General features: G+C 45.4%; 24 protein-coding genes. 13 read left to right on the top strand and 11 right to left on the bottom strand.

Annotated features, from left to right (window positions below; translation table 11 throughout):
- Positions 1-306: 306 nt before the first annotated feature.
- The 4 genes from I8U27_RS02555 to I8U27_RS02540 all read right to left on the bottom strand — a co-directional run bounded on the left by I8U27_RS02555 (position 307) and on the right by I8U27_RS02540 (position 3,626).
- Entirely contained in the window at positions 307-453 is a 147-nt protein-coding gene (locus I8U27_RS02555) for a hypothetical protein (protein WP_181750070.1), read from the bottom strand.
- Positions 454-757: 304 nt separating this feature from the next.
- Positions 758-2,011: a family 16 glycosylhydrolase gene (locus tag I8U27_RS02550; protein WP_181750071.1), complete on the bottom strand. Its 1,254-nt coding sequence runs from the start codon at positions 2,009-2,011 to the stop codon at positions 758-760.
- A 128-nt stretch (positions 2,012-2,139) separates the two neighbouring features.
- On the bottom strand, positions 2,140-2,445 hold the full coding sequence (locus I8U27_RS21250) for a transposase (protein WP_181750530.1): 306 nt from the start codon (positions 2,443-2,445) through the stop codon (positions 2,140-2,142).
- A 71-nt stretch (positions 2,446-2,516) separates the two neighbouring features.
- The gene (locus tag I8U27_RS02540) at positions 2,517-3,626 is read right to left on the bottom strand and encodes a HEAT repeat domain-containing protein (RefSeq protein WP_181750072.1); all 1,110 of its coding nucleotides are present in this window, start codon (positions 3,624-3,626) and stop codon (positions 2,517-2,519) included.
- A 540-nt stretch (positions 3,627-4,166) separates the two neighbouring features.
- Here I8U27_RS02540 and I8U27_RS02535 point away from each other — a divergent pair.
- A complete protein-coding gene (locus tag I8U27_RS02535; protein ID WP_232345180.1) occupies positions 4,167-4,637 on the top strand; it encodes a DUF6323 family protein in 471 nt (156 codons plus the stop codon).
- Complete coding sequence (locus I8U27_RS02530) at positions 4,637-6,073, top strand: DUF6179 domain-containing protein (RefSeq protein ID WP_232345179.1); 1,437 nt, start codon at positions 4,637-4,639, stop codon at positions 6,071-6,073. Before I8U27_RS02535 ends, I8U27_RS02530 begins: the two co-directional genes overlap by 1 nt.
- Before the next feature lie 228 nt (positions 6,074-6,301).
- Here the strand turns inward: I8U27_RS02530 and I8U27_RS02525 are convergent, their stop codons facing one another.
- The 3 genes from I8U27_RS02525 to trmB form a co-directional block, all read right to left on the bottom strand.
- The gene (locus tag I8U27_RS02525; RefSeq protein WP_181750074.1) at positions 6,302-7,828 is read right to left on the bottom strand and encodes an aldehyde dehydrogenase family protein; all 1,527 of its coding nucleotides are present in this window, start codon (positions 7,826-7,828) and stop codon (positions 6,302-6,304) included.
- Positions 7,829-8,075: 247 nt separating this feature from the next.
- Positions 8,076-8,678, bottom strand: coding sequence for a 30S ribosomal protein S4 (gene rpsD / locus I8U27_RS02520; protein WP_181750075.1), 603 nt, complete (start codon positions 8,676-8,678; stop codon positions 8,076-8,078).
- A 255-nt stretch (positions 8,679-8,933) separates the two neighbouring features.
- Positions 8,934-9,593, bottom strand: coding sequence for a tRNA (guanosine(46)-N7)-methyltransferase TrmB (trmB, locus tag I8U27_RS02515; RefSeq protein ID WP_181750076.1), 660 nt, complete (start codon positions 9,591-9,593; stop codon positions 8,934-8,936).
- A 291-nt stretch (positions 9,594-9,884) separates the two neighbouring features.
- Between trmB and I8U27_RS02510 the strand changes: the two genes are divergently transcribed.
- The 8 genes from I8U27_RS02510 to I8U27_RS02475 all read left to right on the top strand — a co-directional run bounded on the left by I8U27_RS02510 (position 9,885) and on the right by I8U27_RS02475 (position 18,352).
- Positions 9,885-10,853: a sugar phosphate isomerase/epimerase family protein gene (locus I8U27_RS02510; protein WP_181750077.1), complete on the top strand. Its 969-nt coding sequence runs from the start codon at positions 9,885-9,887 to the stop codon at positions 10,851-10,853.
- A gap of 11 nt (positions 10,854-10,864) precedes the next feature.
- On the top strand, positions 10,865-11,899 hold the full coding sequence (locus I8U27_RS02505) for a Gfo/Idh/MocA family protein (protein ID WP_181750078.1): 1,035 nt from the start codon (positions 10,865-10,867) through the stop codon (positions 11,897-11,899).
- 105 nt (positions 11,900-12,004) lie between these two features.
- Positions 12,005-13,282, top strand: coding sequence for an ABC transporter substrate-binding protein (locus I8U27_RS02500; RefSeq protein ID WP_181750079.1), 1,278 nt, complete (start codon positions 12,005-12,007; stop codon positions 13,280-13,282).
- 72 nt (positions 13,283-13,354) lie between these two features.
- Complete coding sequence (locus tag I8U27_RS02495; RefSeq protein ID WP_181750080.1) at positions 13,355-14,659, top strand: carbohydrate ABC transporter permease; 1,305 nt, start codon at positions 13,355-13,357, stop codon at positions 14,657-14,659.
- A 12-nt stretch (positions 14,660-14,671) separates the two neighbouring features.
- Complete coding sequence (locus tag I8U27_RS02490) at positions 14,672-15,499, top strand: carbohydrate ABC transporter permease (RefSeq protein WP_181750081.1); 828 nt, start codon at positions 14,672-14,674, stop codon at positions 15,497-15,499.
- Between the two features lie 165 nt (positions 15,500-15,664).
- Positions 15,665-16,855: a hypothetical protein gene (locus I8U27_RS02485; RefSeq protein WP_181750082.1), complete on the top strand. Its 1,191-nt coding sequence runs from the start codon at positions 15,665-15,667 to the stop codon at positions 16,853-16,855.
- The gene (locus I8U27_RS02480; protein WP_181750083.1) at positions 16,855-17,466 is read left to right on the top strand and encodes a histidine phosphatase family protein; all 612 of its coding nucleotides are present in this window, start codon (positions 16,855-16,857) and stop codon (positions 17,464-17,466) included. The genes I8U27_RS02485 and I8U27_RS02480 overlap by 1 nt, the downstream gene beginning before the upstream one ends.
- A 73-nt stretch (positions 17,467-17,539) precedes the next feature.
- Positions 17,540-18,352, top strand: a complete 813-nt coding sequence (locus tag I8U27_RS02475; RefSeq protein ID WP_181750084.1) for a MurR/RpiR family transcriptional regulator — start codon at positions 17,540-17,542, stop codon at positions 18,350-18,352.
- 26 nt (positions 18,353-18,378) lie between these two features.
- On the opposite strand, the gene I8U27_RS02470 is transcribed toward I8U27_RS02475, so the two are convergent.
- From I8U27_RS02470 to I8U27_RS02460, 3 genes are all read right to left on the bottom strand, one after another.
- The gene (locus tag I8U27_RS02470) at positions 18,379-19,071 is read right to left on the bottom strand and encodes an N-acetylmannosamine-6-phosphate 2-epimerase (RefSeq protein ID WP_181750085.1); all 693 of its coding nucleotides are present in this window, start codon (positions 19,069-19,071) and stop codon (positions 18,379-18,381) included.
- On the bottom strand, positions 19,071-20,624 hold the full coding sequence (locus tag I8U27_RS02465) for a PTS transporter subunit EIIC (RefSeq protein WP_181750086.1): 1,554 nt from the start codon (positions 20,622-20,624) through the stop codon (positions 19,071-19,073). The genes I8U27_RS02470 and I8U27_RS02465 overlap by 1 nt, the downstream gene beginning before the upstream one ends.
- 115 nt (positions 20,625-20,739) lie before the next feature.
- Positions 20,740-21,663, bottom strand: coding sequence for a diacylglycerol/lipid kinase family protein (locus I8U27_RS02460; protein ID WP_309506066.1), 924 nt, complete (start codon positions 21,661-21,663; stop codon positions 20,740-20,742).
- Between the two features lie 72 nt (positions 21,664-21,735).
- Here I8U27_RS02460 and I8U27_RS02455 point away from each other — a divergent pair, with 72 nt between their 5' ends.
- Positions 21,736-22,029: a winged helix-turn-helix transcriptional regulator gene (locus tag I8U27_RS02455; RefSeq protein WP_181750087.1), complete on the top strand. Its 294-nt coding sequence runs from the start codon at positions 21,736-21,738 to the stop codon at positions 22,027-22,029.
- Between the two features lie 123 nt (positions 22,030-22,152).
- Here I8U27_RS02455 and I8U27_RS02450 read toward each other — a convergent pair whose 3' ends face one another.
- Positions 22,153-22,701, bottom strand: coding sequence for a Gmad2 immunoglobulin-like domain-containing protein (locus tag I8U27_RS02450; protein ID WP_181750088.1), 549 nt, complete (start codon positions 22,699-22,701; stop codon positions 22,153-22,155).
- 320 nt (positions 22,702-23,021) lie between these two features.
- On the opposite strand from I8U27_RS02450, the gene I8U27_RS02445 reads away from it, so the two are divergent.
- Together I8U27_RS02445 and I8U27_RS02440 are read left to right on the top strand one after the other, a co-directional pair.
- Positions 23,022-23,495: a PaaI family thioesterase gene (locus tag I8U27_RS02445; protein ID WP_181750089.1), complete on the top strand. Its 474-nt coding sequence runs from the start codon at positions 23,022-23,024 to the stop codon at positions 23,493-23,495.
- 17 nt (positions 23,496-23,512) lie between these two features.
- Positions 23,513-23,956: an NUDIX hydrolase gene (locus tag I8U27_RS02440; protein ID WP_181750090.1), complete on the top strand. Its 444-nt coding sequence runs from the start codon at positions 23,513-23,515 to the stop codon at positions 23,954-23,956.
- Positions 23,957-24,054 lie beyond the last annotated feature (98 nt).

Raw genomic sequence — 24,054 nt, 5'->3', positions numbered from 1 at the left:
AGTTCAGGTAGGTGTTGTTTGCTTCCATGGGACCTGCACATCAGCCAGCATGATGGCGGTAATCAAAACCCGGGCATAGGTATCACCAAATCCTTTTTTGTAATCGCAAAAACAAACCGGCGATCCTTTAGTGTACGGGAGGCCGGTTAATTTGTATCTAAAATATGTCTTAGAGTACGTTTTGCCCGAAAAAGATATGGTGACTCCTATATATACGAATAACTAGCGAAATTTTAAAATCATAGATACTTTTACCCGATTAGTTATATAAAAATCTAAATCACTCCACAGAACATTAAAAACCAATTAGCCTTCCTTCCGGATAGCTTGACGGCCTGGACAGAAGCCTATCTCAATCTGGGGGTGATTGGGGTCCGGGCGGAAAGTTCGGTGGCCAAAGTCCGGCTCCAACTCGGCCGCTTTGTAGAGTTCTACCAGGATCGCTATGGCCATGACAAAATCTCTACCCTTTTCCCCCGGATGTGGCAGCCTGGCAACAACACTTATTGGACGTCGGGGTTCACAATCGGCGCACCGGCAAAGTGCAACCCTTGTCCAGAAAAAGGGTCAACGACTATCTGGCCGGCATGTCCGGTATGAGTTGGAACGGCGCTTGGGACATCGATCAGAAAAGTACTTGGCTCTTTACACTAATCCACCGGAAGATGTTGTTGCCTCGTATATTGAAAATCTTTAGTATAGGATGTTGTTGAAGATCCTCGCACTGGGAATTTAAGAAAACGGGCGAAGGGTTGGCCTATTTTTGCACAAAATCAAATTGCTCCCACGTACTCGCCACAGGACGGTTTGCCACGAGAACCGAATCTAGGTTAAGATCAGCACTTAAGTACTCATTATTTCCAAGATTTTTTAATGCCTTTTTTCCGTTTGCTTGGGTTTCCACTTGGAAGGTTTCCCATAGACCGACAGTTTCTTTATCGGCGTAGACAGAGCCATCCGGTTTGACGGATACGTATTTGTAATCGGTCGAGGACAACAGCGCCACTTTGCCATTGCCAAGGTCCTTCACTTCAAACATTTCCCATACGCTGGCGCCATCGCGGTTTGCGCGGAGTTTGCGGTCACCAATAAACTTGTCCACTGTCACAAATTTTTCGTTGGCAGCTGCTTTCAAAGCGATGAAGTTTTTCGCGGGAGCGGGTTCATACTCATTGTTTTGGCGCTGATAGACCCGGACATAATCAATTTTGTAATTTTGTGGAAAGATGGTGGTGTTGTCCGGAGCACCGGGCCAATCCCCGCCTACGGCCAAATTCAGGATGATGAAGAAATTATGGTCAAAGACCCACGTGCGCCCGTCCAGGTCGTGTGGCGTCCTTACTTGATACAGTTGGCCATCCACATACCACCGAATCACGTCTGGTTCCCATTCAACTGTATACGTATGGAATTGGGTGCTGATGGTGTTAGGCGTGTCATGATATGCACCGATTCCCGTCGAACCGTTGTAATCGGGACCATGCAGGGTTCCGTAAACAGTGGCAGGGGTTTTTCCTACATATTCCATGATGTCCAATTCGCCGCAGTTGGGCCAACCTACTTGACCATAGTTGCTACCCAACATCCAAAATGCAGGCCACATACCCTGCCCCTGAGGGAGTTGGGCTCTCATTTCAATTTTGCCGTATTTGAAATCAAATTTGCCTTGGGTATTCAGTCTTGAGGAGGTATAGTTAAAGGTTCGGCCATTGTATACTTTGTTTTCTCGTTTTGCTTCGATGACCAAATATTTGTTTCCGCTATTGTTGGGATCGCTTTCAAAATGAACGTTGTTGGTTGTATATAGTTGGAGTTCGTTATTGGGACCGGGGCCGGTTTCAAAATTCCACTTGGAACCATCGACGCTGTTGCCGTTAAATTCATCTCCCCAGACTTGCACCCAGGTGCCGGCCGCTTCAGTCTGCTTGGATGATGTTGTCATAAACCCGTACGATAAGGTGGTTAGGGATAAGAAACATATTCCCGTGGCGAACGCCTTCTTCAAGAACATGATGTACCTCCTTTTTACTAGAAGGAAGATCAAAGAAAATAGGAACTTGGGCTTCATCGCTTTTTTTTAGAAAATAAACTGTTTTCTGTATAATTTTATAATACATTCTATGATCAGTCAATAAGATATCAAAGGGGTGTCGGGCAGGGCAGGCTCCTTTCGGAGCCGCCTTGTTTCTTGATATTTTCAATTGTGCATCTAGCTGTGAAAGAAGAGCACGCCAAATGCGATCTCATGTACCGTCCTCTGTCCATTGTTGCAATTTTCGCCAGCAAGTGGTTGGCGAACCAAACTTTTATGGCCCAAGGGCAGTCTGTATTCAAGACGTAGAGCCTTCCATTTAAAGTCTTTCCAGGTTCTGCTGGCGGTCTACCCATGTTTGTTTTCTTAACAGGAGGCAGAGGCTCGATGATTTCCCATTGTTGATCCGTTATCTATGTCTACTCATAATATTTATATTTTACCGTACTTTCGAATCCCGTCAGTACTTTTGAACAACTTGTAGCTAAATCTGATTCAAATAAGCCTTTACTTCTGTTTGATTACGAAAATTAGGCAGACCATACACTTCTAAATCTATCATCAAATCACCCCCGCCTTTCCAAAGACGATCAAAATTAGCAATCGACTGCAAAACAGAGAATTGTTCGTTTGTTAGATCTTGGGCGGACAGCTTTGCCTCTTTCTTATCAAAAACAATAGGTAACAATATCCAGGCAAGACTTAAATACCCATATTCGCTTTTTTCAAAGGCAGCAATCAAATCGGGGATATATGGTAGTCTCTGTTGTTTTGGCAGGTAGTAAAAAGATTTAAATATTTCCCTGGTTAACCAGACGTCAATGGATGGAGGAAGCTGCTTATATAAATTGATCATCTCCTCATCTGCGTTTTTTAGGGTAAAGACTAACAGCCGGATAGCTTTCTGATGGTTGGGATCACAGCGTAAGATAGCGATCGCTGATGCTATGCCGATAAGCGAGTATCCTTCTTGAATAAACTGATTCATAAAAGCTAAAGTCTGAGAATTTTGATCTCTTAACTTACTTAGACTTAATATTATACTTGCTTTAACTAATGGTTCTTGTTCGGTATGTAATAAACCGCGTAATTGCTTTAAGACCTCTTCGGTTTGAGTTCCTATATTCCCCAATACATAGGCAGCTGCACTTCGTATCTTCGGATTTGAATGAGTCAACATCTTTCGATAAATAGGTATTCCCTTTTTCACTGCTAAGCGTGTTTCTTCTACCCAATTTTTCTCTTTGTTTAGCTTAATTTCTGTTCCATAGTATTCTTCTTCCAGTTCAGATTCTTCCCACTCCTGTTCGAAATACCATGTCGCATTTGCCAGATCGACCAGATAGTTTAAGATCTTATCTCGCTCCGGAACCGCCTCACTCTCTATTAGCTCCAGCAGAAACGGAACCGCAAGAGCAGTTGCTTCACAAACTTCCAAATTATAATAAATACTGCTATACAAACTGATCCAGGCGCCATGACGTACTTTGTCGTCCAATGAAGTTAAATCGCGTATCAAATCCGGGACATCTTCGGCTGATCCATAAGGATGGGCTAAGCTTTTCCAATTAATTTGATCTAACTTTTCTAACATAACTTTCCCCCTTCGTTTCCATAGAACAAACTGATGAAATTGTCACTTCTTTTTTAGAAGATTTTGCTTGGAATAGGGTCTCATCTTTCCTGCATCCCCGGTTTAACACAGGTTCAGTCGGTATGATGGCGGGATATCCTCTCATTTTTTAAAATATAAATAAGAATATTCGTTCCCTGCAAGTATGAATCCTTCCATGAACGGGAACGAATATTCTTGATATTACTGTTCGTTTATTATAGGTTTATCGCATTCTCCACACTGGTGCTACCAAAAAGGGGTTTTCTGGGCCCATGGAATTGAATGGTGACGGCCGGTTCCGGCAGAACGTTATTAATAAACGCTTTATTGAGTAGCAAGAAAGCCTTGTGCAGCTTATCAATAGCCGCTTGAACATCATAACAGGTCTAAAAAGGTTTGACAATAGGAAGGAAGAGGAATAAACTATATAAATAAATATATAAATACCCATTTTTAACATAACACAAAAATAAATAAATGTCAACCTTTTTTTATTTTGCCCAAAAGGGAGGGATTCACTTGTTTTTGCCCCGTATGTTTCGTTCTGTAGATTCCGTCATACAGGAAAACATTATAACCGAACTGCTTGAACTGAATCAAAAGACGAAGGAATACGGTTTGATTTTAACCCCGGAAGACATAAAAAACATGATGGCCGTCAGAAATCAGGCGTTGTACGGTTACGGGCGGGTGGAACTGGGCATTGAAGTGACGAAAGAATTCATTGAGGTTTTCTGTACTTCTTCATATATCAATGATGAAAATTATGCTTCCACGCTAAATGAATTACACGAAATCTTTTATTACTTAAAAAATGAAACTGAAGATCAGATCGGGGATGTGAAGCTGATTCATTTGATGAAGGATACCTTTGACGATGACTGCGGGGGTTCCCTGGACCTGCTGAAAAGTAAGCTGGAAGAGTTTGCTGAAAATTTCAGGAACGATTTGCAACTGCGGGAGTCTTTGTCTGAAAGGGAGGGATGGTAATGGACTCGGAGAAAAACAAAATACGGGCATTGGTTTCACAGGGAAAAATAAACAAGTCCCGGCTGTCACCAAACCGGTATACAATCTCCCTCCTAAATGAAGGGCTGCGCACCGGAATGCTGAACAGCCGGGAAGTTTATGATATCCAAAGTGAATGGATGCTGATTCTGAAAAACTTGATCAGGCGGTATACCCGGGGAGAAAGTTCTTCTGTTGCCTCTGAAACTGCGGAAGGGATTCTGGCCTCTATTTTATATGCCACAGACGCTTATATGCTTCGTTTTGATGATCCGGAAAAAGCGATTGCTTATTTAAAAACTTTCCATATCAGAGAGATATATGAAGAAGGCGTGGATGTGGTTCGTCAGTGCTTTGAAGAAACAAAACAACTTTACAGGGAAATCAAAAGCAATAAATTGGATGTTGCAGTGGATGCCTATCATATGACCATTGATGAATCATTGCCTGTGTTTCTGGATAAATATGAAATTATTTTTGATGCTCATAATACCATGGCGAGCATTGATTATCCTTTAGCGATTGATGACATGCGGATTCAGGGTGTTTTTTACATCAGGCAATATTTGGAGCGTTTAAAGATGGAAACAAAATTTTGTGGTTTTTTCAGCAAACAGGATCTTCAGCAGACGTTGGTTAACTTTGGGCGGATCTGCGGATTTGATTACCGGATCGAATTATTCAACATATTCCAATTAATGTTAAACAACGCGGTTTTTTCGGTTTTATCAGGCGGTAAGGCTAATCAGGTCCATGTTTCAACCTGTCAATATAAACGGTTGGAGCGCCTGTTCACTCATTTAGATGCTTCCCGGATCCGTTTTGCCGTTCATAAAGCGGTGGATCACTTACTGGACGATTTAAATATAAGGAACATCCAAATGGCAGGCTACATCAATCAGTGCACAAATGATCTTATTCAGAGAGTGATCAATGCCGCACGCCATAACAGCCTGCAAACGGTTATCATCACGGAAAAAGAAGAGAAGCCAAAATCGATTGTGGTTTCATTTAAAGAAGCGGACAGAATGAGTGACAGCCGGTTTCGATTATTAGTTGAAAAAATCAGGGAATGTCAAGAAACGGAAGATAAAATCCAACTCATCCGGGCAAATTTCCATTCCTTGCAGGATTATATCGATATGCTGAACGCCGATTGCCTGTTTGCCGGTGAATATACGGCGCTTTTTAATACTTTTGGCGATATGGAACTGGCGATCCTGTCGAAAATCGTGTTTTATGAGGAGTTGCGGGGGGATGTTCCCGATTTTTCATCCCCCATTGTCAGAGAGAAAAAGTCTGAGGCGGAATGGCAAATGCATTATATCCAATTTATACAAAGCTTAAGCAAAGGGCGGATCACCTCAATTGCAGAATCGGTTCATGATATTGACTATGAAGAAATCAAGTTTTATTGATAAAAGTAGCTTTCAGGCATTCCAAACCGTCCAGATGAGTGCTTTTCCAAAACTTTACCTTCTCGTTGCCGCGGCTATACAACGTTCTCAGCTCCGGTTGGTTCAATATGGTAATTCATTTGGAAGCAGATCCAGGGGGTAAGTTCATTACTATCACGAAAGAAAAGATCCGATCTGTTTAAACATCGGACCTTCTCTTTCAAGTGATGAATCCGGTTGAACAACTGTTCACTTCATTAATTTTTCATACAACTCTTTGATCTCTTTCGGCGAGATTTTTTTGTTTTTTCCGTGGAGTGTGTGCAGTATTTTTCGGATCGCCTCCAGCTGGTCCTGCTCGTATGGATACCAGTTCAGATCTTTGGCCCGGCTGTTCTTGGAATGTGTCACCGAAACACTGTGGCAAAAGGAGAGCAATCCTTCTGGACCGTGGTAACGGCCGAAACCGCTCTGTTTGATTCCGCCGAAGGGGAGATGGGGATTGGCGGCGTTGATCATTACATCATTGATGCAGATGTTCCCGTATTCCATTTGCCGGCTGATTCGCTCCGCTTTTTTTGTGTCACGGGTCCAAATGCTGCAGTTTAATCCGTACACGGAATCATTGGCCAGGCGGACCGCCTCTTCCTCGCTTGAAAATGGCATAATGGCGATCACAGGTCCAAGTGTCTCCTCCTGCATGATTTTCATGGAGTGGTTCACATCCACCAGTACAGTAGGTTCAAAATGGAGCGTGTCATCATGCAATTGTTTGCCGCCGCATAAGAGAGTCGCGCCTTTGGAAACGGCGTCAGCGATATGTTCTTGCACCACTTTAAACTGCCGGGGGGAGGTCATCGAGCCGACATCATCATTTGCGCCGTTACCGATGCGCAGTTGTTCCGCTTTCTCTTTTAATCTGGAAATGACAGCTCCGTAGACGGAAAACTCCACGTAAAGCCGCTCTACGGACATACACGATTGGCCGGCATTGGTGAAGGCTCCCCATACCGCCGCATTGGCGGCACGTTCCAGATCAGCATCAGCGAAAATGATCATGGGATCTTTGCCGCCCAGTTCCAGATGTACAGGAATTAAGTGTTCCGCGGCGGCAGCCATGATCTTTTTGCCGGTGGCCACACTGCCGGTGAAGAAGATTTTGTCCGGTCGGGACTGGATCAGGTGTTTCCCCGTTTTCTTGCCGCCGTGTAACACCTGCACCACTCCTTCCGGGAAGGAAACGGTTGTAAGGATTTCCTCGATCAACAGGCTGGTGAGAGGGGTGATTTCCGATGGCTTTAAGAGTACGGTATTTCCGGCGGTCAAGGCGGTGATGGCAGGCACTAAAGAGAGTTGAAAGGGATTGTTCCATGGTGAGATGATTGCAACGACCCCTATCGGACGGTACTGTACTTCGGAGTGTCTGCCGTACAGAACGAGGGGAGTGGGGACTTTTTTCGGTTTTAAAATGGAGTCCGCATTTTTTTCATAATAGCGGATGAAATCAACAGTAGCAAAAATTTCCGACATCAATGCTTCGATATGAACTTTTCCGGTATCAGATGCAATTTTTTCAACCAGTTCATCTGCGTGTTCCACCAGGTATTCACGGAGTTGTTTCATATAATCGAGGCGTTTGGAAAGAGAAAGTTCTTTCCACGAAGGGAATGCAGCACGGGCCTGTTCCATCGCCAGCGTAACTTCTTCTTTTGTTTTTTCCTCCATGCTGCCGATCATTTCCCCTGTAGACGGGTTTAAAATATCTATGTATCCCATATGTTGACGGCCTCCTTCGTAACGATGATTTCCGCCTGAGTGATCCGTTTTTTCCCGGGGGCGGAAAAAAAGGGGAATCACTCAGGCTTCACACGGGCGTTGCAACATATTCTTATATACGAAAACAATAGTACTATAACAACATTGTAAGCTAGTTCTCCTGCTTTCAAAAGTAAAAAAAGGAAGAACGAAAAAGAAAAAGCTGCTGACTCCGGTGGTCAACAGCTTTTTCCCTGTTTCATTATGATTAACGAGAGTAGAACTCTACGATCATGGTCTCGTTAATTTCGGCAGGCAGTTCAGTACGCTCCGGAAGACGAGTGTAGGTACCTTCCAATTTGCTTTCATCAAAGGTAAGGTACTCGGGCAGATAAGCACGATCTTCCAAAGATTCTTTTACAATTGCCAGATTGCGGCTTTTTTCGCGCAAGCCGATCACATCACCGACTTGTACCTGGTAAGCCGGACGGTCTACTTTTTTCCCGTTGACGGTAACATGACCGTGTACAACCAGTTGGCGGGCTTGGGCACGAGTGCGGGCAAAGCCCAGGCGATAAACGAGGTTATCCAGACGGGACTCCAGCAGTTTCATGAAGTTTTCCCCGTGGATCCCTTTCATTTTACCCGCGCGCTGAAACAGGTTGCGGAATTGCTTTTCGTTCACTCCGTACATGTGGCGCAACTTTTGTTTTTCTTGCAGCTGCATGCCGTACTCGCTCAGTTTTTTGCGTTGGCCTGGTCCGTGTTGTCCGGGAGCGTAAGGACGCTTGTTCAACTCTTTACCCGTACCGGAAAGAGAAATACCCAGACGGCGGCTCAGTTTCCAACGTGGTCCAGTATAACGTGCCATAGTTGTTGGCTCCTTTCATCATTTGCTTTTGATTCTTGCAAATGACAGGGTGCTGATTCGCGTTCGTTATCCCTGTCTTCCGGATAGCGGCGGAAAGAAGGGATACCTGTGAGAAGCTCACAGGGCGAATCAGTGAGGGTGATCCCTTCACCTATCCTTTGCTGGCTATCCTCAAATACCCACAGGCAGTTTGAGCCATACAAACTATTATTATAGTCTTTTCGGAAGAAAAGTCAACGATTTACATCAAACATATCAGTTATTCTTGTGACTCTCTGATTGGGGTTTTACTCTTGTATAGAAGATCGGCATGCCACGGGAGATAAATTTCTCCTCATACTCAGTGGTGATATTTTGCTCCCTGTAAGGGCTGTGGTGCAGATCATCGGAGTATTCAATGGTCTCCCAGCCCGTCTCAGCGAACTCTTCAAGGGAAAATTCAAACAAGACAGGGCTGTCTGTCTTTAGAATGAGATCCCCGTCCGGAGCCAGCAATTTTTTGTAAACTTCCAGGAAGCGACGGTGAGTCAGGCGTCTTTTCGCGTGGCGGGTTTTTGGCCAGGGATCGCTGAAATGGAGATAGAAGCGGTTGACTTCGTCTTCAGCGAACACTTCAGCCAATTTCTCTATGTCCATCCAAATATAGCGCAGATTCGTATTTTCCGTTTTTTCTCCTTTTCTTACTGCTTGCAGGAGAGGTTCTTCAATTCGTTCCACACCGATCCAGTTGATATAGGGGTGGAGCTCTGATGCTTTGGCGAGAAACTGCCCCTTGCCCGTTCCCAGTTCCACATGGAGGGGATAGGGATGGGGAAACAGAGTACGCCACTTGCCCCGGTATTCATCCGTCGCTTTAGATACAAGAGGATGTTCGGCCAAAATTCTTTTTGCTTCCGGTTTTCTTCTTAATCGCATGTTCGTTTGCCTCAACCATTCTTTCATGTTTTTGTCTATTATATCCTAGACGGACTGCAAATGATCCGCAAGCCCTTCAGATACTGTCTGCATAAGGTTGAATCTTCCTGCCGGGCGGGGCTGATGATTTTTGCTGCAAATTTTAGAAAAAAACTTGTTGCGTTATTGGGTTTTCTCCAGTATCCTTAGAATTGTAATCGATTACATTTCTTTATTTTTTGTCTCTTTCCCTGTATATACATGACCATCCTTTTTTAAAAATACTTATTTGCCTCATAAGGAGGAAGTGCGATGAAATTAGGAGTTTTTACGGTACTGTTCAGCAAGATGAAATTTGAAGAAATGCTGGACCATGTCAAAGCGGCAGGATTGGATGCCGTTGAGATCGGAACGGGCGGATATCCGGGAAATGCGCATTGCAACCCGGGGGAATTACTGGCTGATGAAACAAAACTGAAAGCTTTTAAGAAAGCGGTTACCGACCGCGGTTTGACAATTAGTGCATTGAGCTGCCACGGGAATGCCCTTACCCCGGACAAAGAATTTGCGCAAGCTTCTCATCGCACTTTTTTGCAAACGGTTGAACTGGCGCGAAAACTGGAAGTCCCTGTGGTAAATACATTCTCCGGAACCCCTGGTGCTTACGAAGGGGCAAAAGTTCCAAGCTGGCCGGTAGCTCCCTGGCCCAATGAGTATCGGGAAGTGCTGGAGTGGCAGTGGGCAGAAAAAATCATTCCTTACTGGAAAGAAGCCGGGAAATTTGCCAGCGATCACGGGGTAAAAATAGCACTGGAATTGCATGGCGGCTTTTCTGTCCATACCCCCGCGACGTTGCTCCGTTTGCGTGAGGCGGTGGGTGAAGTGATTGGAGCGAACCTGGACCCCAGCCATCTGTGGTGGCAAGGGATTGATCCGGTCGCAGCGATTAAGATTCTGGGTAAGGCCGGGGCGATCCACCATTTCCATGCCAAAGACACTGTAATTGATCAGGACAATGTAAACATGTACGGCCTGACTGACATGCAATCATATGCAAATATGCAGACAAGGGCATGGCAGTTCCGTACGGTCGGATTTGGCCACGGGCTGAAAGAGTGGGCAGATATTTTAAGCGCATTGCGTCTGGCCGGATACGATTATGTAGTCAGCATTGAGCATGAAGACGCGCTTCTCTCCATCGAAGAAGGCTTCAACAAAGCGGTACAGAACCTGAAACAAGTATTGCCCCGTGAAGAACTGTCAGATATGTGGTGGGTGTAGGAGGTATTGCGGTGAAAAAAGTAAGAGTCGGAATCATCGGATGCGGCAGTATTGCTAAATATCGTCATATTGCTGAATATGCGGATCATCCTGATGTGGAACTGGCTGCTTTTTGCGACATTGTTACCGGAAGGGCGGAGTCATTTGCCGCGCAGTATGGCGGTAAAGCGTATCGCGATTATGTTGAAATGATTGAACAGGAAAGTTTGGACGCTGTCAGCATTTGCACTCCCAATGTGATCCACGCGCCGGCAGCCATTGCCGCCGCGCATGCCAAATGCCATGTCCTGTGCGAAAAGCCAATGGCAACCTCTCTGGAGGAAGCAGAGAAAATGATCCGTGCGGCAAATGAAAACGGAGTTCTCCTCATGATTGGTCATAACCAGCGTCTGATGCCTCCCCATGTCAAGGCGAAAGAGATTTTAAAGGAAGGAAGCCTCGGTAAGGTTCTGACCTTCCGTACTTCCTTCTCTCATGGCGGACCCGAGGGATGGAGTGCAGACGGATCAGATAGCTGGTTTTTCCGCAAACAGGAAGCATTTGTTGGCGCGATGGGGGATTTGGGTGTTCATAAAATTGACCTACTCTCCTGGCTGCTGGAAGAAGAAATTGTGGAAATCAGCGCGATGTTAGCCACGTTGCAAAAAACAGGCGATGTGGATGACAATGCAGTGATGGTGGCACGGACAGAATCGGGTGCAATCGGTACCATCACGGCGAGCTGGACGCATTCCCCCGGCGAAGATAACAGCACCATTCTCTATTGTGAAAAGGGGATATTGAAAGTGGGTACCGACCCTGTTGACCAGGTGATCGTAGAGCGAACAGACGGTTCGATTGAAAAGTTTCAAGTTGGAAAGATGGCCAGCAACGAAGAAGGCGGCCAGGTCAAAAGCGGTGTGATCGATTCCTTTGTCCGGGCGATTCTTACCAACAGCCCCGCTTTGATCCCCGGTGAAGATGCCATCAAAGCGTTGCGCGTTGTCATGGCAGCGATTAAATCCTCTGAAGAGAAGAGATCTGTAAACATTCATGAGTTGAACTGATTTCCCGGCTCAATGTTGAAGAGCATAAAGGGGGTGATCAGCAGAGAATAGGCTTTGTCTGACCTGTAGACCCATGATGAATGCTAAAAACAGGAGGCGAGCAAAATGAAGCTTTTGCGGAAAGCGATCATTGCAGGGCTGGCTGTGAGCCTGGTCATGTCCATGACGGCTTGCAGCACAGAGGAAAACGCGGAAGGCAGCAAGGATGGAAAAGTGAAACTTGTATATGCCCGTGGAAAAGATGTTACCGGGGAAACATATAAAATCGTAGAAGAATTTGAGAAAAAACATCCCAATATTGACGTTGAATTTAAAGAAATGCCTTCTGATACCGGGCAAAACCACAATCAGCTTGTAACGATGTTCAGCAGTAAATCCAGCGAGATTGACGTGTTTGACCTGGATGTGATCTGGCCCGCCGAATTTGCACAAGCCGGCTATCTGCAACCATTAGACCGTTACATTGAAAAAGATAAAATCAATATGGGCGATTACATTCCGGGTGCTGTGGATGCAGCGAAAATCAACGGGCAACAATATGCTCTGCCAAAATATGTGGACGCCGGTCTCTTGTTTTACCGCAAGGATCTGATCTCTGAACCGCCTAAAACATGGGATGATTTGATTAAAATAGCAAAAGAGGCCAAGAGAGGGGGAAAAGCCCAGTACGGCTATCTGATGCAAGGAAAGCAGTACGAAGGATTAGTTTGTAACTTTATTGAGTTTATCAGTTCATACGGGGGCAAAATCCTCGATGAAAATGGAAGCGTTGTCATCAATAGCCCGGAAGCGGTCAAAGGGCTGAACAAGATGATTGAAGTAGCCAAATCTGATTTTGTACCAGGCAATGTGAGTACTTTTACCGAGCCGGAATCACATACCGCCTTTATCGAAGGACAATCGGCAATGATTCGTAATTGGCCTTATCAATATGCTCTCGCACAAGACCCGAAACAGTCAAAAATTGTTGGTAAAGTGGAAGTAGCTTCATTACCGGCAGGAGATAAAGGCACTTCCGCAACCCTGGGCGGATGGATGGTCGGAATGAACAAGTATTCAAAACATAAAAAAGAGGCCTGGGAATTCCTGAAATTTATGGCTGGTCCGGAAGGACAGAAGATTTCGGCAATCAAGGGCGGTAAAGCACCCACATTCCTGCCTCTTTATGATGATGAAGCGGTGAAAAAAGCAAGTCCGCTGTTTGCCAACAAAGACTTTGTAAACGGGGTTAGTTCAGCTGTTCCTCGCCCTGTGTCCCCCATTTACCCGAAAATCTCCGATGTTATTCAAATCGAGGTTTCCAAGGCGATCACAGGTAAGCAGTCGGCAGAAGATACAATCAAAAACATTGAGACCCAGTTGAAAGAAATTGTGAAGAAGTAAGGTTCATGAGAAGGGTCATAAGCCATTTGGTCTTATGGCTCTCTTCTTTATCGCTCGCTAGGTGGTGACAAGATGAAGCAGAAAAAGCGAGGATTGTCGGAAAAACAAATTGGATATTTAATGGTGCTGCCGGCTTTGCTGATTATCCTGGTCATTGCAATCTGGCCGGTGGTCCGCTCCTTTTGGATCAGTCTATATGATGTCCGCCTCAATGATCCCGCTAAAACGCAAATTCACCTGCAACATGGAGTCAATGTGGAAAAAGTGGCAGAGATTTATCCGGTTTTAACAAAAAATCTGGAAGACGCCAGCCAAAAAGCTGATGCAGATACCAAACAACGGCTGACAGCGATCCGCGAACAGGTAGAGGGGATCAAGGCCCGTTTGGATAAAAGCGCGGACTTTGCCAAAAAGTACGAAAAAGTGGATGAGCTTCTGTTTAACGGTGATCCCGTTCCCGAAGAACTAACATTTGCCTCCCTTGACAAAGCGAAGGGGAACGAGGTTCAAAAGCAGCTGATGCTGGTTCAGAACGATTTGAAAAAATTGGCAGACGAAAAGAGATTGAAAGATGACACCCTCCCGGGATTATCGAAGGGGTTGGGAGAAGCATTTATTGCCCCAAACTTTATTGGCTTCGACTACTATGCAAAGCTTCTCCAGGAAAAGCGTCTGTGGGACTCGCTGGGAAATACAATACTGTTCACAGTCATCTCAGTGTTCCTGGAACTGGTCTTGGGCCTCTGGATTGCCATGTTGATCAATCGCCAGTTTATCGGCCGCGGCCTGGTGCGGGCTGCCGTTTTGATACCGTGGGCGATTCCGACCGTCATTTCCGCTTTGATGTGGAAGTTTATGTTTGACGGGCAAAATGGGATCTTAGCCAAGATTTTTGAGCAGATTGGCATCGTCTCCAACATGGGAGCGTTGTTAACAACCAAGGCGGGGTCAATGTTTGCTGTCATTTTTGCCGATGTGTGGAAAACAACTCCCTTTATGGCGTTGCTTTTGCTGGCAGGTTTGCAAACCATTTCTTCTTCTTTGTACGAAGCGGCCGAAGTGGATGGAGCATCCCGGAGTCAACAGTTTTTCCGTATCACTTTGCCTCTGTTAAAGCCGACCATTTTAGTCGCACTTTTGTTCCGCACGCTGGATGCGTTCCGCGTGTTTGATCTCATCTATGTCCTGACTGGCGGAGGACCGGCAAACTCTACGGAAACGATCTCGATCTATGCCTACAAAACTATGTTCGCGCAGATGAATTTTGGCGAAGGTTCCGCTTTATCTGTGATCGTCTTTATCTGTGTCGCGATCATCAGCATGATCTTTGTAAAATTATTGGGCACCGATCTGGTTAGTGATGGCCGTGAAAAGTAAGGGGGGTCAAAGATGCAAAAACGAACTGGACCAGGTTTTTATCTCTTTTTAACCGGATTGCTGATTGTCATTTTGTTTCCGTTTTTCTGGCAATTGATCGCTTCCATCAAACCGCCTTCTGAATTGTTTGGGGAAAAAGCTTTTAGCATTCTCATCGAGAACCCTTCGTTTGAAAACTATGAACGCGTCTTTACCCAGCGGCCCTTTTTAACATACATGTGGAACAGTGCGGTTGTCTCCATATTAACAACTCTTTATTGTATCGTTGTTGCCTCATTTGCTGCTTTTGCCATTGCCCGTTTGCACTTTAAAGGGAAAACACTCATTTTGGGGATGGTATTAGCGGTCTCGATGTTTCCGCAGATTGCCACAATTGCACCTATCTTTATGTTCATGCAGTCGGCCCACTTGACTAACAGCTATTTGGGCTTGATTATTCCTTATACAACCTTTGCCTTGCCGCTGGCAGTCTGGAACCTGACCACGTTTTACCGGAAAATCCCCACTGATCTGGAAGAAGCGGCTAAGATGGATGGAGCGAGTGTGATGCAAACCTTTCGCAAGGTGATCTTGCCATTGGCGGTTCCCGGTACGTTTACGACTGCCATTCTTGTTTTTATCGCTGCGTGGAATGAATTTCTGTTCGCCTTGACTATCAATACAGAGGAACAACTTAAAACGGTACCTGTCGGCATCGCGCTGTTCCAGGGCCAATTTACCATCCCCTGGGGAGAAATTGCCGCCGCTTCGATCATCGTGACAATACCGCTTGTCATCATGGTACTGATCTTCCAACGCCGGATCGTTTCCGGGATTACAGCGGGAGCTGTTAAAGAATAAGGATTGTTGTCACCCCGTCTGCCCAATGCGCAGACGGTTTTCTGTGATGCTGTGTGTCTAAGGGGGAGGCAGAATTCAAATCGTGTCGCTTTAATAGATAAAGATGGTATCCGGGTCTAAATTCCTGTATGATAATTAAAAAATAAAAAAATATAGAGGTGAACTGTGTCACCACGAAGAATAGGCAAACTTCTTTGTGTTGTACTATGGATGATTGTCGGGTGTCTCGCCTGTCAGTCTGTATCGTCCAGTCCGTCCTCCTCTACTCCTGCTGAAAGTCAGGCAAAAGTGAAAAAATTTCATCCTTATCGCGGAAATGAAGTTCCTCAGTTAAAAGATCTGATTCAACAACCGGGATTTCAAGAGTATGTAACCGCTCGGCCGTATATTTTGGGTACCAGTTACGATGGTGCCTATCTGGCGACAATTGTTTTTGACAATCAGGCGCAGGCGTATCGCATGGAGATTCACCATACTCTGGAAAATGAAATCATCGCCGTGTTTTATCTTCCCCTGCAAAAATACTTACAGGAAAAAACATCAAAACTATACAGTAAAAATGAAGCGGAAGAACTTTTACAGGCTTCTCAGGAGACGATCGACCTGGGCTACCGCATCAAAGTCCAAGTAAAGCCGGTCTCTCTTTTATACAATCAAAAAAGGCCGCTGGGGGAACACAAGGAATGGTGGTTGAAACCCGCTTTTAACTCTAAACGTTTTACGTTATCGGCGGAAAATGGAGAGGGAGTGCACTGGCAGCTGCTTGAAGAGCTGTTTGACGAACAGCCCGAACAGCCGCCGGATCTGAGCTTAATCCGTCATCCGCTCCATCCGGAAAAGTGGACAGTGCTTGTGGTTTCTGCCGACGCCGATAAAACGGTAAGAGTCAGCAGCCAGTCAGTGGATACCAACCAGCTTATTGCTTCCCGCTCGGAAAATGAGTTGCTGAGAAAAGCGAGGCTTTTGTGCTCCGGTGATGCGCAGCTTGTCTACCGCTATCATCAAGTTTCAGACTTCCCGTGGTATTTGGCCGTATCCGGAGGCAAACAGGCTGCCGCGAGACGGGGCGCTCTATTATACCAGGGATGGGTGAACCGGTTTGCATTGATGAATGAAAATGGCTTTCCGCTTTTACAGGGAAAACCGTCGGGGGTTTATCAGGAAAAACAGCAAATTCACCCCCTTTCAAAAAGAGTTGCACAATATTACCTTACCCTTATTGCGGAAGAGCACGGACACCAGCCTCATTTACTGGTAGCTGATCTGTATGATGAACAAAAGCGTCTTATCAGAACATACGAATGGGCATGGGAGAAGGAAACTCAACAATTTCGCTTTCTTAAGGGGGAAACGTAATGAGGACTCATCTTTATTTTATTCGTCATGGGGAAACCGTTTGGAATAGGGAAGGGCGTGTGCAGGGACATTCAGATATCCCACTCAGTGAAACAGGATTGGAGCAAGCCCGGCGCCTGGCTGAATATTTGCAGCAGCAATCGGTCTCAGTCATCTACTCCAGCGACTTGCTGCGCGCACGGCAAACCGCAGAATCAATTGCAGCCAAACACGGGGTGCAGGTGCAGGTTACCTCCGCTTTTCGGGAAAGGTACGGGGGAGAATGGGAGGGTTTGACAGGTGCTGAACTAAAGGAAAAATATCCTGATTGGGAAACGGTTCGTTTTACGGGTGGTTCCTATGGAATCGAATCGACTGAAGAGCTTCAACAGCGAATCATCCGGGAATTGGAAAAAATAGTAGATAAACATCAGGGACAGCATATTTACGTTGTCAGCCATGGAATGAGCATCAATGCCGCTCTCACTTTCCTGACCAGGGGAGAACACGGAACCGGAATCATCCGGCTGCACAACACCAGCATCACACATTTAACTTATGAGCAGGCAGATGGCTGGAAACTTCACAAAATTAATGAGACTCCCCATCTTGTCGTGAAAGAAGAAAAGTAAACCAGGCATACGAAGAGCTTTGATTCGAGTACTTTTTGTAATAAATGGTCCATTACTTGGCAGGTGTTCCGTCATGCACTCTCAATCTGTTTTAGAACGAATTCAAACTGACTATCATTTATTTTCCGCAAAAGAAAGACAGTTAGCCGATTATATTGTAAAACACAAGGAAACCATTGCCAACATTAATATCGGCGAGCTTGCGGACAAAACAAACACTTCTCCCTCAACGATCACGCGGTTTTGCAAAAAACTGGGGTGCCAAAATTTTGTGGAATTTAAGGTTTTATTAAACCGCTCTACCTTTAAAAAGCTTCCTGATGAAGATTATTTAAACCAGGTAAAACACAATTATCTGGAATCCATTCAGTCAACTGCCGCCATGCTGAACATGGAGCAGGTCAATCAAGTGATTCAGTGGATCAAAGAAGCAGGCAAAATAGGGATATACGGTGTCGGAAGCTCTGGTCTGTCCGCTTTGGAGCTTAAATATCGGCTAATGAGAATGGGCTTTTTGGTGGATGCGTTAATAGATTCTCACCTGATGCTGATGAATGCCACATTGGTCCGCCGGCAAGACCTGATTATCGCCATTTCCAATTCTGGTACAACCAAAGAAGTGATTGAAGCCGTCCGTGAGGCAAAGAGGCAGGGAGCAAAGGTTGTGTCCATTACCAACCATGACTATACTCCTTTGACTAATGCTTCCGATCTGGTCTTGCTGACTTCCAGCACCTCCCGTCTCAACGATCCGAAGTTTATCAATAACCAGTTAACCATTTTGTATGTACTCGATGTAATCTCGATGAGATTATTAGAGGAGGAAGGGCCGGTTCACAATCGGGATCTCACTCTTCAAGTGCTGATGAAACACAAAAAAATATAAGAGCTTGGCAAAAACCAAGCTCTTGTTTAAGAAATTGCACCAACAAAACGCCGGGTAATCTGCTGAGGCCTGGTAATCGCACCACCTACGACAACAGCAAAGCAGCCTGCATCCAGACAATGTTTAGCCGCTTCAGGCGTATACACATTTCCTTCCGCAAAAACAGGAACTGAAACACTTTTAACCATTTCTTTCAAGATGGCATAGTCATGATGAAAAATCTTTTTTCCCTTTGTTTCTTCGGTGTAGCCGACCAATGTGGTAGATACTACATGAAATCCCAGCTTTTCTGCCTCTATGGCCTCCTCCACGGTTGAGACATCTGCCATCAGTAGTTGTTTGGGGTATTTTTCTCTGATCTTGCGTACCAGTTGTTCAAGGGACAGGCCCCCGGGCCGCGGCCGGCTGGTCGCATCCATGGCGATCATATCTGTTTCCACTGAGAGCAGTTCCTCAACTTCCAACATTGTCGGTGTAATATAGACGGGGGAATCAGGGTAATTCCTTTTGACAATTCCGATCACAGGAAGGTGTACCTGTTTTTTTATTTCAGCGATATCCTCTTTGCTGTTAGCCCGGATCCCGGCGGCTCCCCCTTGCTGTGCCGCCAGGGCCATTTTTCCCATGATAAAGGAACTGTGTAAAGGTTCTTCCTCCAATGCCTGACAGGAAACAATTAATTGTTTGTGTAATGTGTGCAAAACTTCCTGATTTGTCATTATGACTCTCCTAACCATTCCTCTACTTCGTTTTTGATAATCGTCACCTGTGGGCCATATATAATCTGTACTCCATTGCCGCGAACAAAGACACCTTTTGGATCGGTTTGTTTGATCTGCTCTTCTGATACCTTGCTTCCGTCGCGAACGGTCACCCGAAGCCGGGTGGCACAACAGTCTACATCCTGGATATTCTCTTTTCCGCCCAGACCCTCAACAATTGTCCGGGCACGGGAGTCGCCCGTTCTGTCCATTTGCATTGATTCACTGCTCTCAGTAGTTCCGTCTTCACGCCCCGGTGTTTTTACATCGAATTTAACGATGTAGAAACGGAACGTGAGATAATACAGAAGAAACCAGAAGATACCAACGATCGGAACATATATCCAGTTGGTTTTATCGTTGCCCTGCAGGATTCCGAACAGGATAAAGTCGATAAAACCTCCGGAAAAGGTTTGACCGATAGTAATTTGTAATATATGTGCCAGCATAAAAGCGAGGCCGTCAAAGGCAGCATGAATCACATATAAAACAGGTGCGATAAACAGGAAAGAAAACTCTATCGGTTCTGTAATTCCGGTTAAGAATGAAGTAAGTGCGGCTGAGAACATCAAACCGAACACTTTTTTCTTATTTTCCGGTTTTGCTGTATGATATATCGCCAGTGCCGCTCCGATCAGGCCAAACATCATAGTGATAAACCGGCCGGACATGAACCGGGCGGTACCGATGTAATACTGCTGAACATTTGGGTCTGCCAGCTGGGCAAAGAAGATTTTTTGTGTCCCCTCCACCAGTTGACCGTTAACAACCTCTGATCCTCCCAGGCCGGTGGTCCAAAAAGGCAAATAAAAGATATGATGCAATCCAAATGGTCCCAGGAGCCGCAATACAAATCCATAAACAAGCGTTCCGATATATCCTGTAGCCTGAACCAGGTCACCCATGTGAAAGATTCCTTTTTGTATAAAAGGCCAAATGAGAAACATGAGTACTCCTAATAAGATGGATGCAAATGAGGTAATAATCGGGATAAACCTGGAGCCGCCAAAAAAGCCAAGAAATTGTGGAAGCTGAACTTTATTGTAGCGGTTGTGCAGAAAATAAGTAAGGATTCCGACAACGGCCCCGCCAAATACTCCGGTTTCAAGCGACTGAATCCCCAAAATCATTCCCTGTCCAACACTGGCCAGATGTTCGGGTTTGGCCAGTTGTCCCGTAATTTTTAATAAGGCATTGATGGTGGCGTTCATCACCAGATAGCCTAATAATGCTGCCAGTCCTGCTGTTCCCTTGTCTGAACGGGCCAGACCGACCGCAACCCCTACTGCGAAGATGACAGCCAGATTGGCAAAAACGATCGAACCCGCCGAACTCATCACGGCAAAGATCGATTGCAGCCATGGAACATCAAGAAATGGATAAGCTGTCAGTGTGTTTGGATTAGAAAGCGCTCCCCCGATTCCGAGCAATAAACCCGCAGCGGGCAATACTGCAATTGGAAGCATAAACGACTTGCCGAATCGTTGTGCTTTCTCGAAGAAAATACTCATCAATAACTCATCCTTTATGAAAATTATTTTCATATTTATTATAGGCTGTTATGCTTTTATAATCAATAAAAACGTTTTCATTTTAACGACTAGATGAGTAAACGAAACGATTTGTTCAAGTGTTATACTGTTCCCCGACAATCATTCGTAAATGTCCCGGCAAGACAGAAAGATGGACGGGGGTAAAAGTGTTTTTCTCCCCGTCGCAGTCAACTTTAAGCACAGGAGCGGTGCGGATTTTTAATTTTCTGGCATGGAAGTACAGCAGATCAGACCCTTCAGGCGCCTGGTCGGTGAGTCGTGAAACGGCCATTGACCAGAGGGAACCCACGGACACATCTTTGATAATCAGCACATCGAGAAGTCCATCCTCTACACTGCTCTGCGGAAAATAGGCGTCCATCCCTCCAACATAAGCTCCGTTGCCCACAATCATCATCATTGCTTCGCCGCGGTACTGCCTGTGGCCGGACTCAACTTCCAGATAAAATGTTTTCCTCTCATCCATCGTTTGGATTGCGCTGAGATAATAAGCCAGACGTCCCCACCGCTTTTTGATGTCACTCTGAATGTGTTCGGAGACCTGGGTGATCAGTCCAATCCCCCAAAAGTTGAGAAAGTAGTGGTTCCCGTGTTTTCCCACATCAATATTTCTCTCCTGCATCCGGGTGATTTGCTCCGCCGCTTCCAGATGATTTTGCGAGATGCCCAGCGTCCGTGAAAAATCGTTACAGGTTCCTCCCGGCAGAATGGCGAATAAGGGACGGTCATCGAGTGAACATAGAGAGTTGATGCATTCATATACGGTTCCATCTCCTCCAGCGGTAATCACCATATCTGACTCCGGCGCCACCCGGCGGATGATTTCAGCTCCGTCACCTGCTTTTTCGGTCTGCCATACAGTGACCACCCCGGCAATGGTATTCAGTTTTTTCACGATCTGATCCATGTCGCGAATCAGCAGTTTATTTCCTGCCGCAGGATTGGCAATAATAGCAATCTTGTTCAACACAGATTTCCTTTTGCCGTTCAGGTCCACCTGTTTTTCCCTCTCATTCCCGTACCGCAAATAATAAAGGTAAATCATTCTTTATTTTGAGGATGCCCATCTGTGACGAAATCAATCTCCGAGCGGCTGCAGTTTCTGGAAAAAGAAGGGATTGTGCATTCAAAGCTTTATTCTTCTCATCCCCCGAGGTATGAGTACCTTCTGACCGGACGGGGACAAGAACTTCGCCATGTCCTGAATGCGATGGCGATCTGGGGAAATCGTTTTTTGGAACCGAAATATACAAAGTTGATTCATGCTGAATGCGGTTATGAGGTGGAACCGGCCTATTATTGCCCTCATTGTGAAAGCTATGTGAAAAATATCGCGTACGATTCAGATCATACAAGTGAATGAAATTCAGAGCGGCTTTTGACGATAGGGGGGATAAAAGAAGCGTCGGACATGGAAAGGTTCAACCCTCTCGCAAGTCCGACATTTTTTTTGCAAAACCATTGACAAACACCCAGGCTGATCCTCTTATTCCTGCAGCGGAACCTGTAACACATTGGCGGATGATCCATCTTTGGCGCTCTTTTCATATAACTTGAGGAAGAGTTTGTTTTTCCGCTCTGATTTTGGGATGTAAAACGAAAATTCAAAAGCGGACCATGAAGGAGGGGCGGATTTTAAATGGACGGTTTGCTCGTCCAATACTTGCTTGCTGCCATCGGTAACTACATAGTAGATGTTCGCTCCCCATGCTCTTGCTTTCCCGGTCACCGTGTATGTGTCGTTTGTTGACCGAGTTGCTTTGACATGACGGAAAGATTTGTTTTGATATGATTTTTTGCTATCCCTTTTACTGTTGTCCGCTGGCTTTTTTTCATTGCCGGATTTTCCGGTTTCCTCAGCTTGCGGATGCTGATTATGTTGCTGATGATCAGCAGGGCTTTGTTGCTTCTGAACGGTTTGCTCTTCCGGCTGTGCCTGTGGGGCTTTTGGCTCAGGTGCTGCATGGGGGGACGGGGGATTACAGCCGCCGATCAGAAAAAGGGCTAACAGCGAAATAAAAAGGTGGCGAACCATAGCTTCCTCTCTTTCCAGGCTCTCAAGCCCAAGGGGTCTCTTTGTAATTATTTTACATAATCCTGGTTTGTGAATCAATGTATATTTGCGAAAATATGGAAAATTTATGGGTGATCATAGAAATTTCAATCATAAGGTGAATCAGCTTTAAATATTGTTGAACTTATCTCCGAGTTGCTATAGAATTATCCATTCGCTAATATAGTAAGGGAATCATAACGAGAGTGGCAAAAACGTCTTAAATAAGATGATTTTAGGGAGAAGGTCTTTTCAAGGGATTATGCAACAACTTTATTTAAGAAAAGAAGGATGCAACTGAAATGACATTGGAAGGTTTGTATGAAGAACTGGCTGATCTCAATGAAAGCGAAGTCCGGACCATCCACAAGTTAGTACAAGCGTTAAAGCGCACGCGGGTAAGCCCTCTTGCTTACATTGAAGAGATGATGAACTTTCAGTCGGTGGGCTTTGATGAGGAAAAAGGTGTATATGTTCACCGGATGCTTATTACGGATGAACTGAAAAACCGTTATAAAATCCTGCATGGCGGAATTACTGCTACGTTTATTGATACAGCGATGGGATCGACGGTCTTTCAAGCCGTCGGGGAAAACTCCCGGGCAGTAACGCTCGAACTCTCAGTCAATTTCCTTTCACCGGGTATGGACGGTTGGCTGAAAGCGGAAACCCGTGTGGTCAAAAAGGGAAAAACGATTATTGTTTTGGAAACAAAGGTAACTGACGAGCGGGAAAAGCTTATAGCTACGGCTTCCTCAACCTTTTTTCGCTTATAACAGGTGGGGGGAGAAAAATGAAACCGTATAAAATTGCGGCCAAAGCGATCATTTTTGATCAGGATCGCGTTTTGATTTTACGCAAATCAGCCGAAGAGAGAAATGCTAAAGATAGTCATGGTTGGGATTTTCCGGGTGGCGGATTGGAACCCTCCGAGCCCATCATGGAGGCGTTGGCACGTGAAGTGATGGAGGAGACCGGACTGCAAGTAAAAGTAGTCGCCCCCGCTTATATTTATGATGAAATTCAGGAAGAGAAGCACCTGATCATTATTAAGTTTGCCTGTGACCAGCCGGTGGGCGAGCTCATTTTAAGCTCTGAACATGAAAGTTATCATTGGGTCCGCCTGGATCAATTGCAAGAAGGTGCATTTCCCGATTGGATGAAAGAAGAGATCCGCCGGGCCTACCGGATCTATACAGACTTTCGCGGAATGGGCCGATACGTTCAATCCCTCTGATCTCCCGACAGGGGGATTCTTTTTTATATGAAAGGCACATTTTTAAGGGGTACTCAACAGGAATTTTTGTTAAACTGCGAGGATTTTAAAATATACAA

This window comes from Paenactinomyces guangxiensis (genome assembly GCF_016055185.1).
Taxonomy (GTDB): Bacteria; Bacillota; Bacilli; order Thermoactinomycetales; family Thermoactinomycetaceae; genus Paenactinomyces; species Paenactinomyces guangxiensis.
Note: the sequence above shows the minus strand (reverse complement) of the source record. Positions and strands in the feature narration are given on the sequence as shown.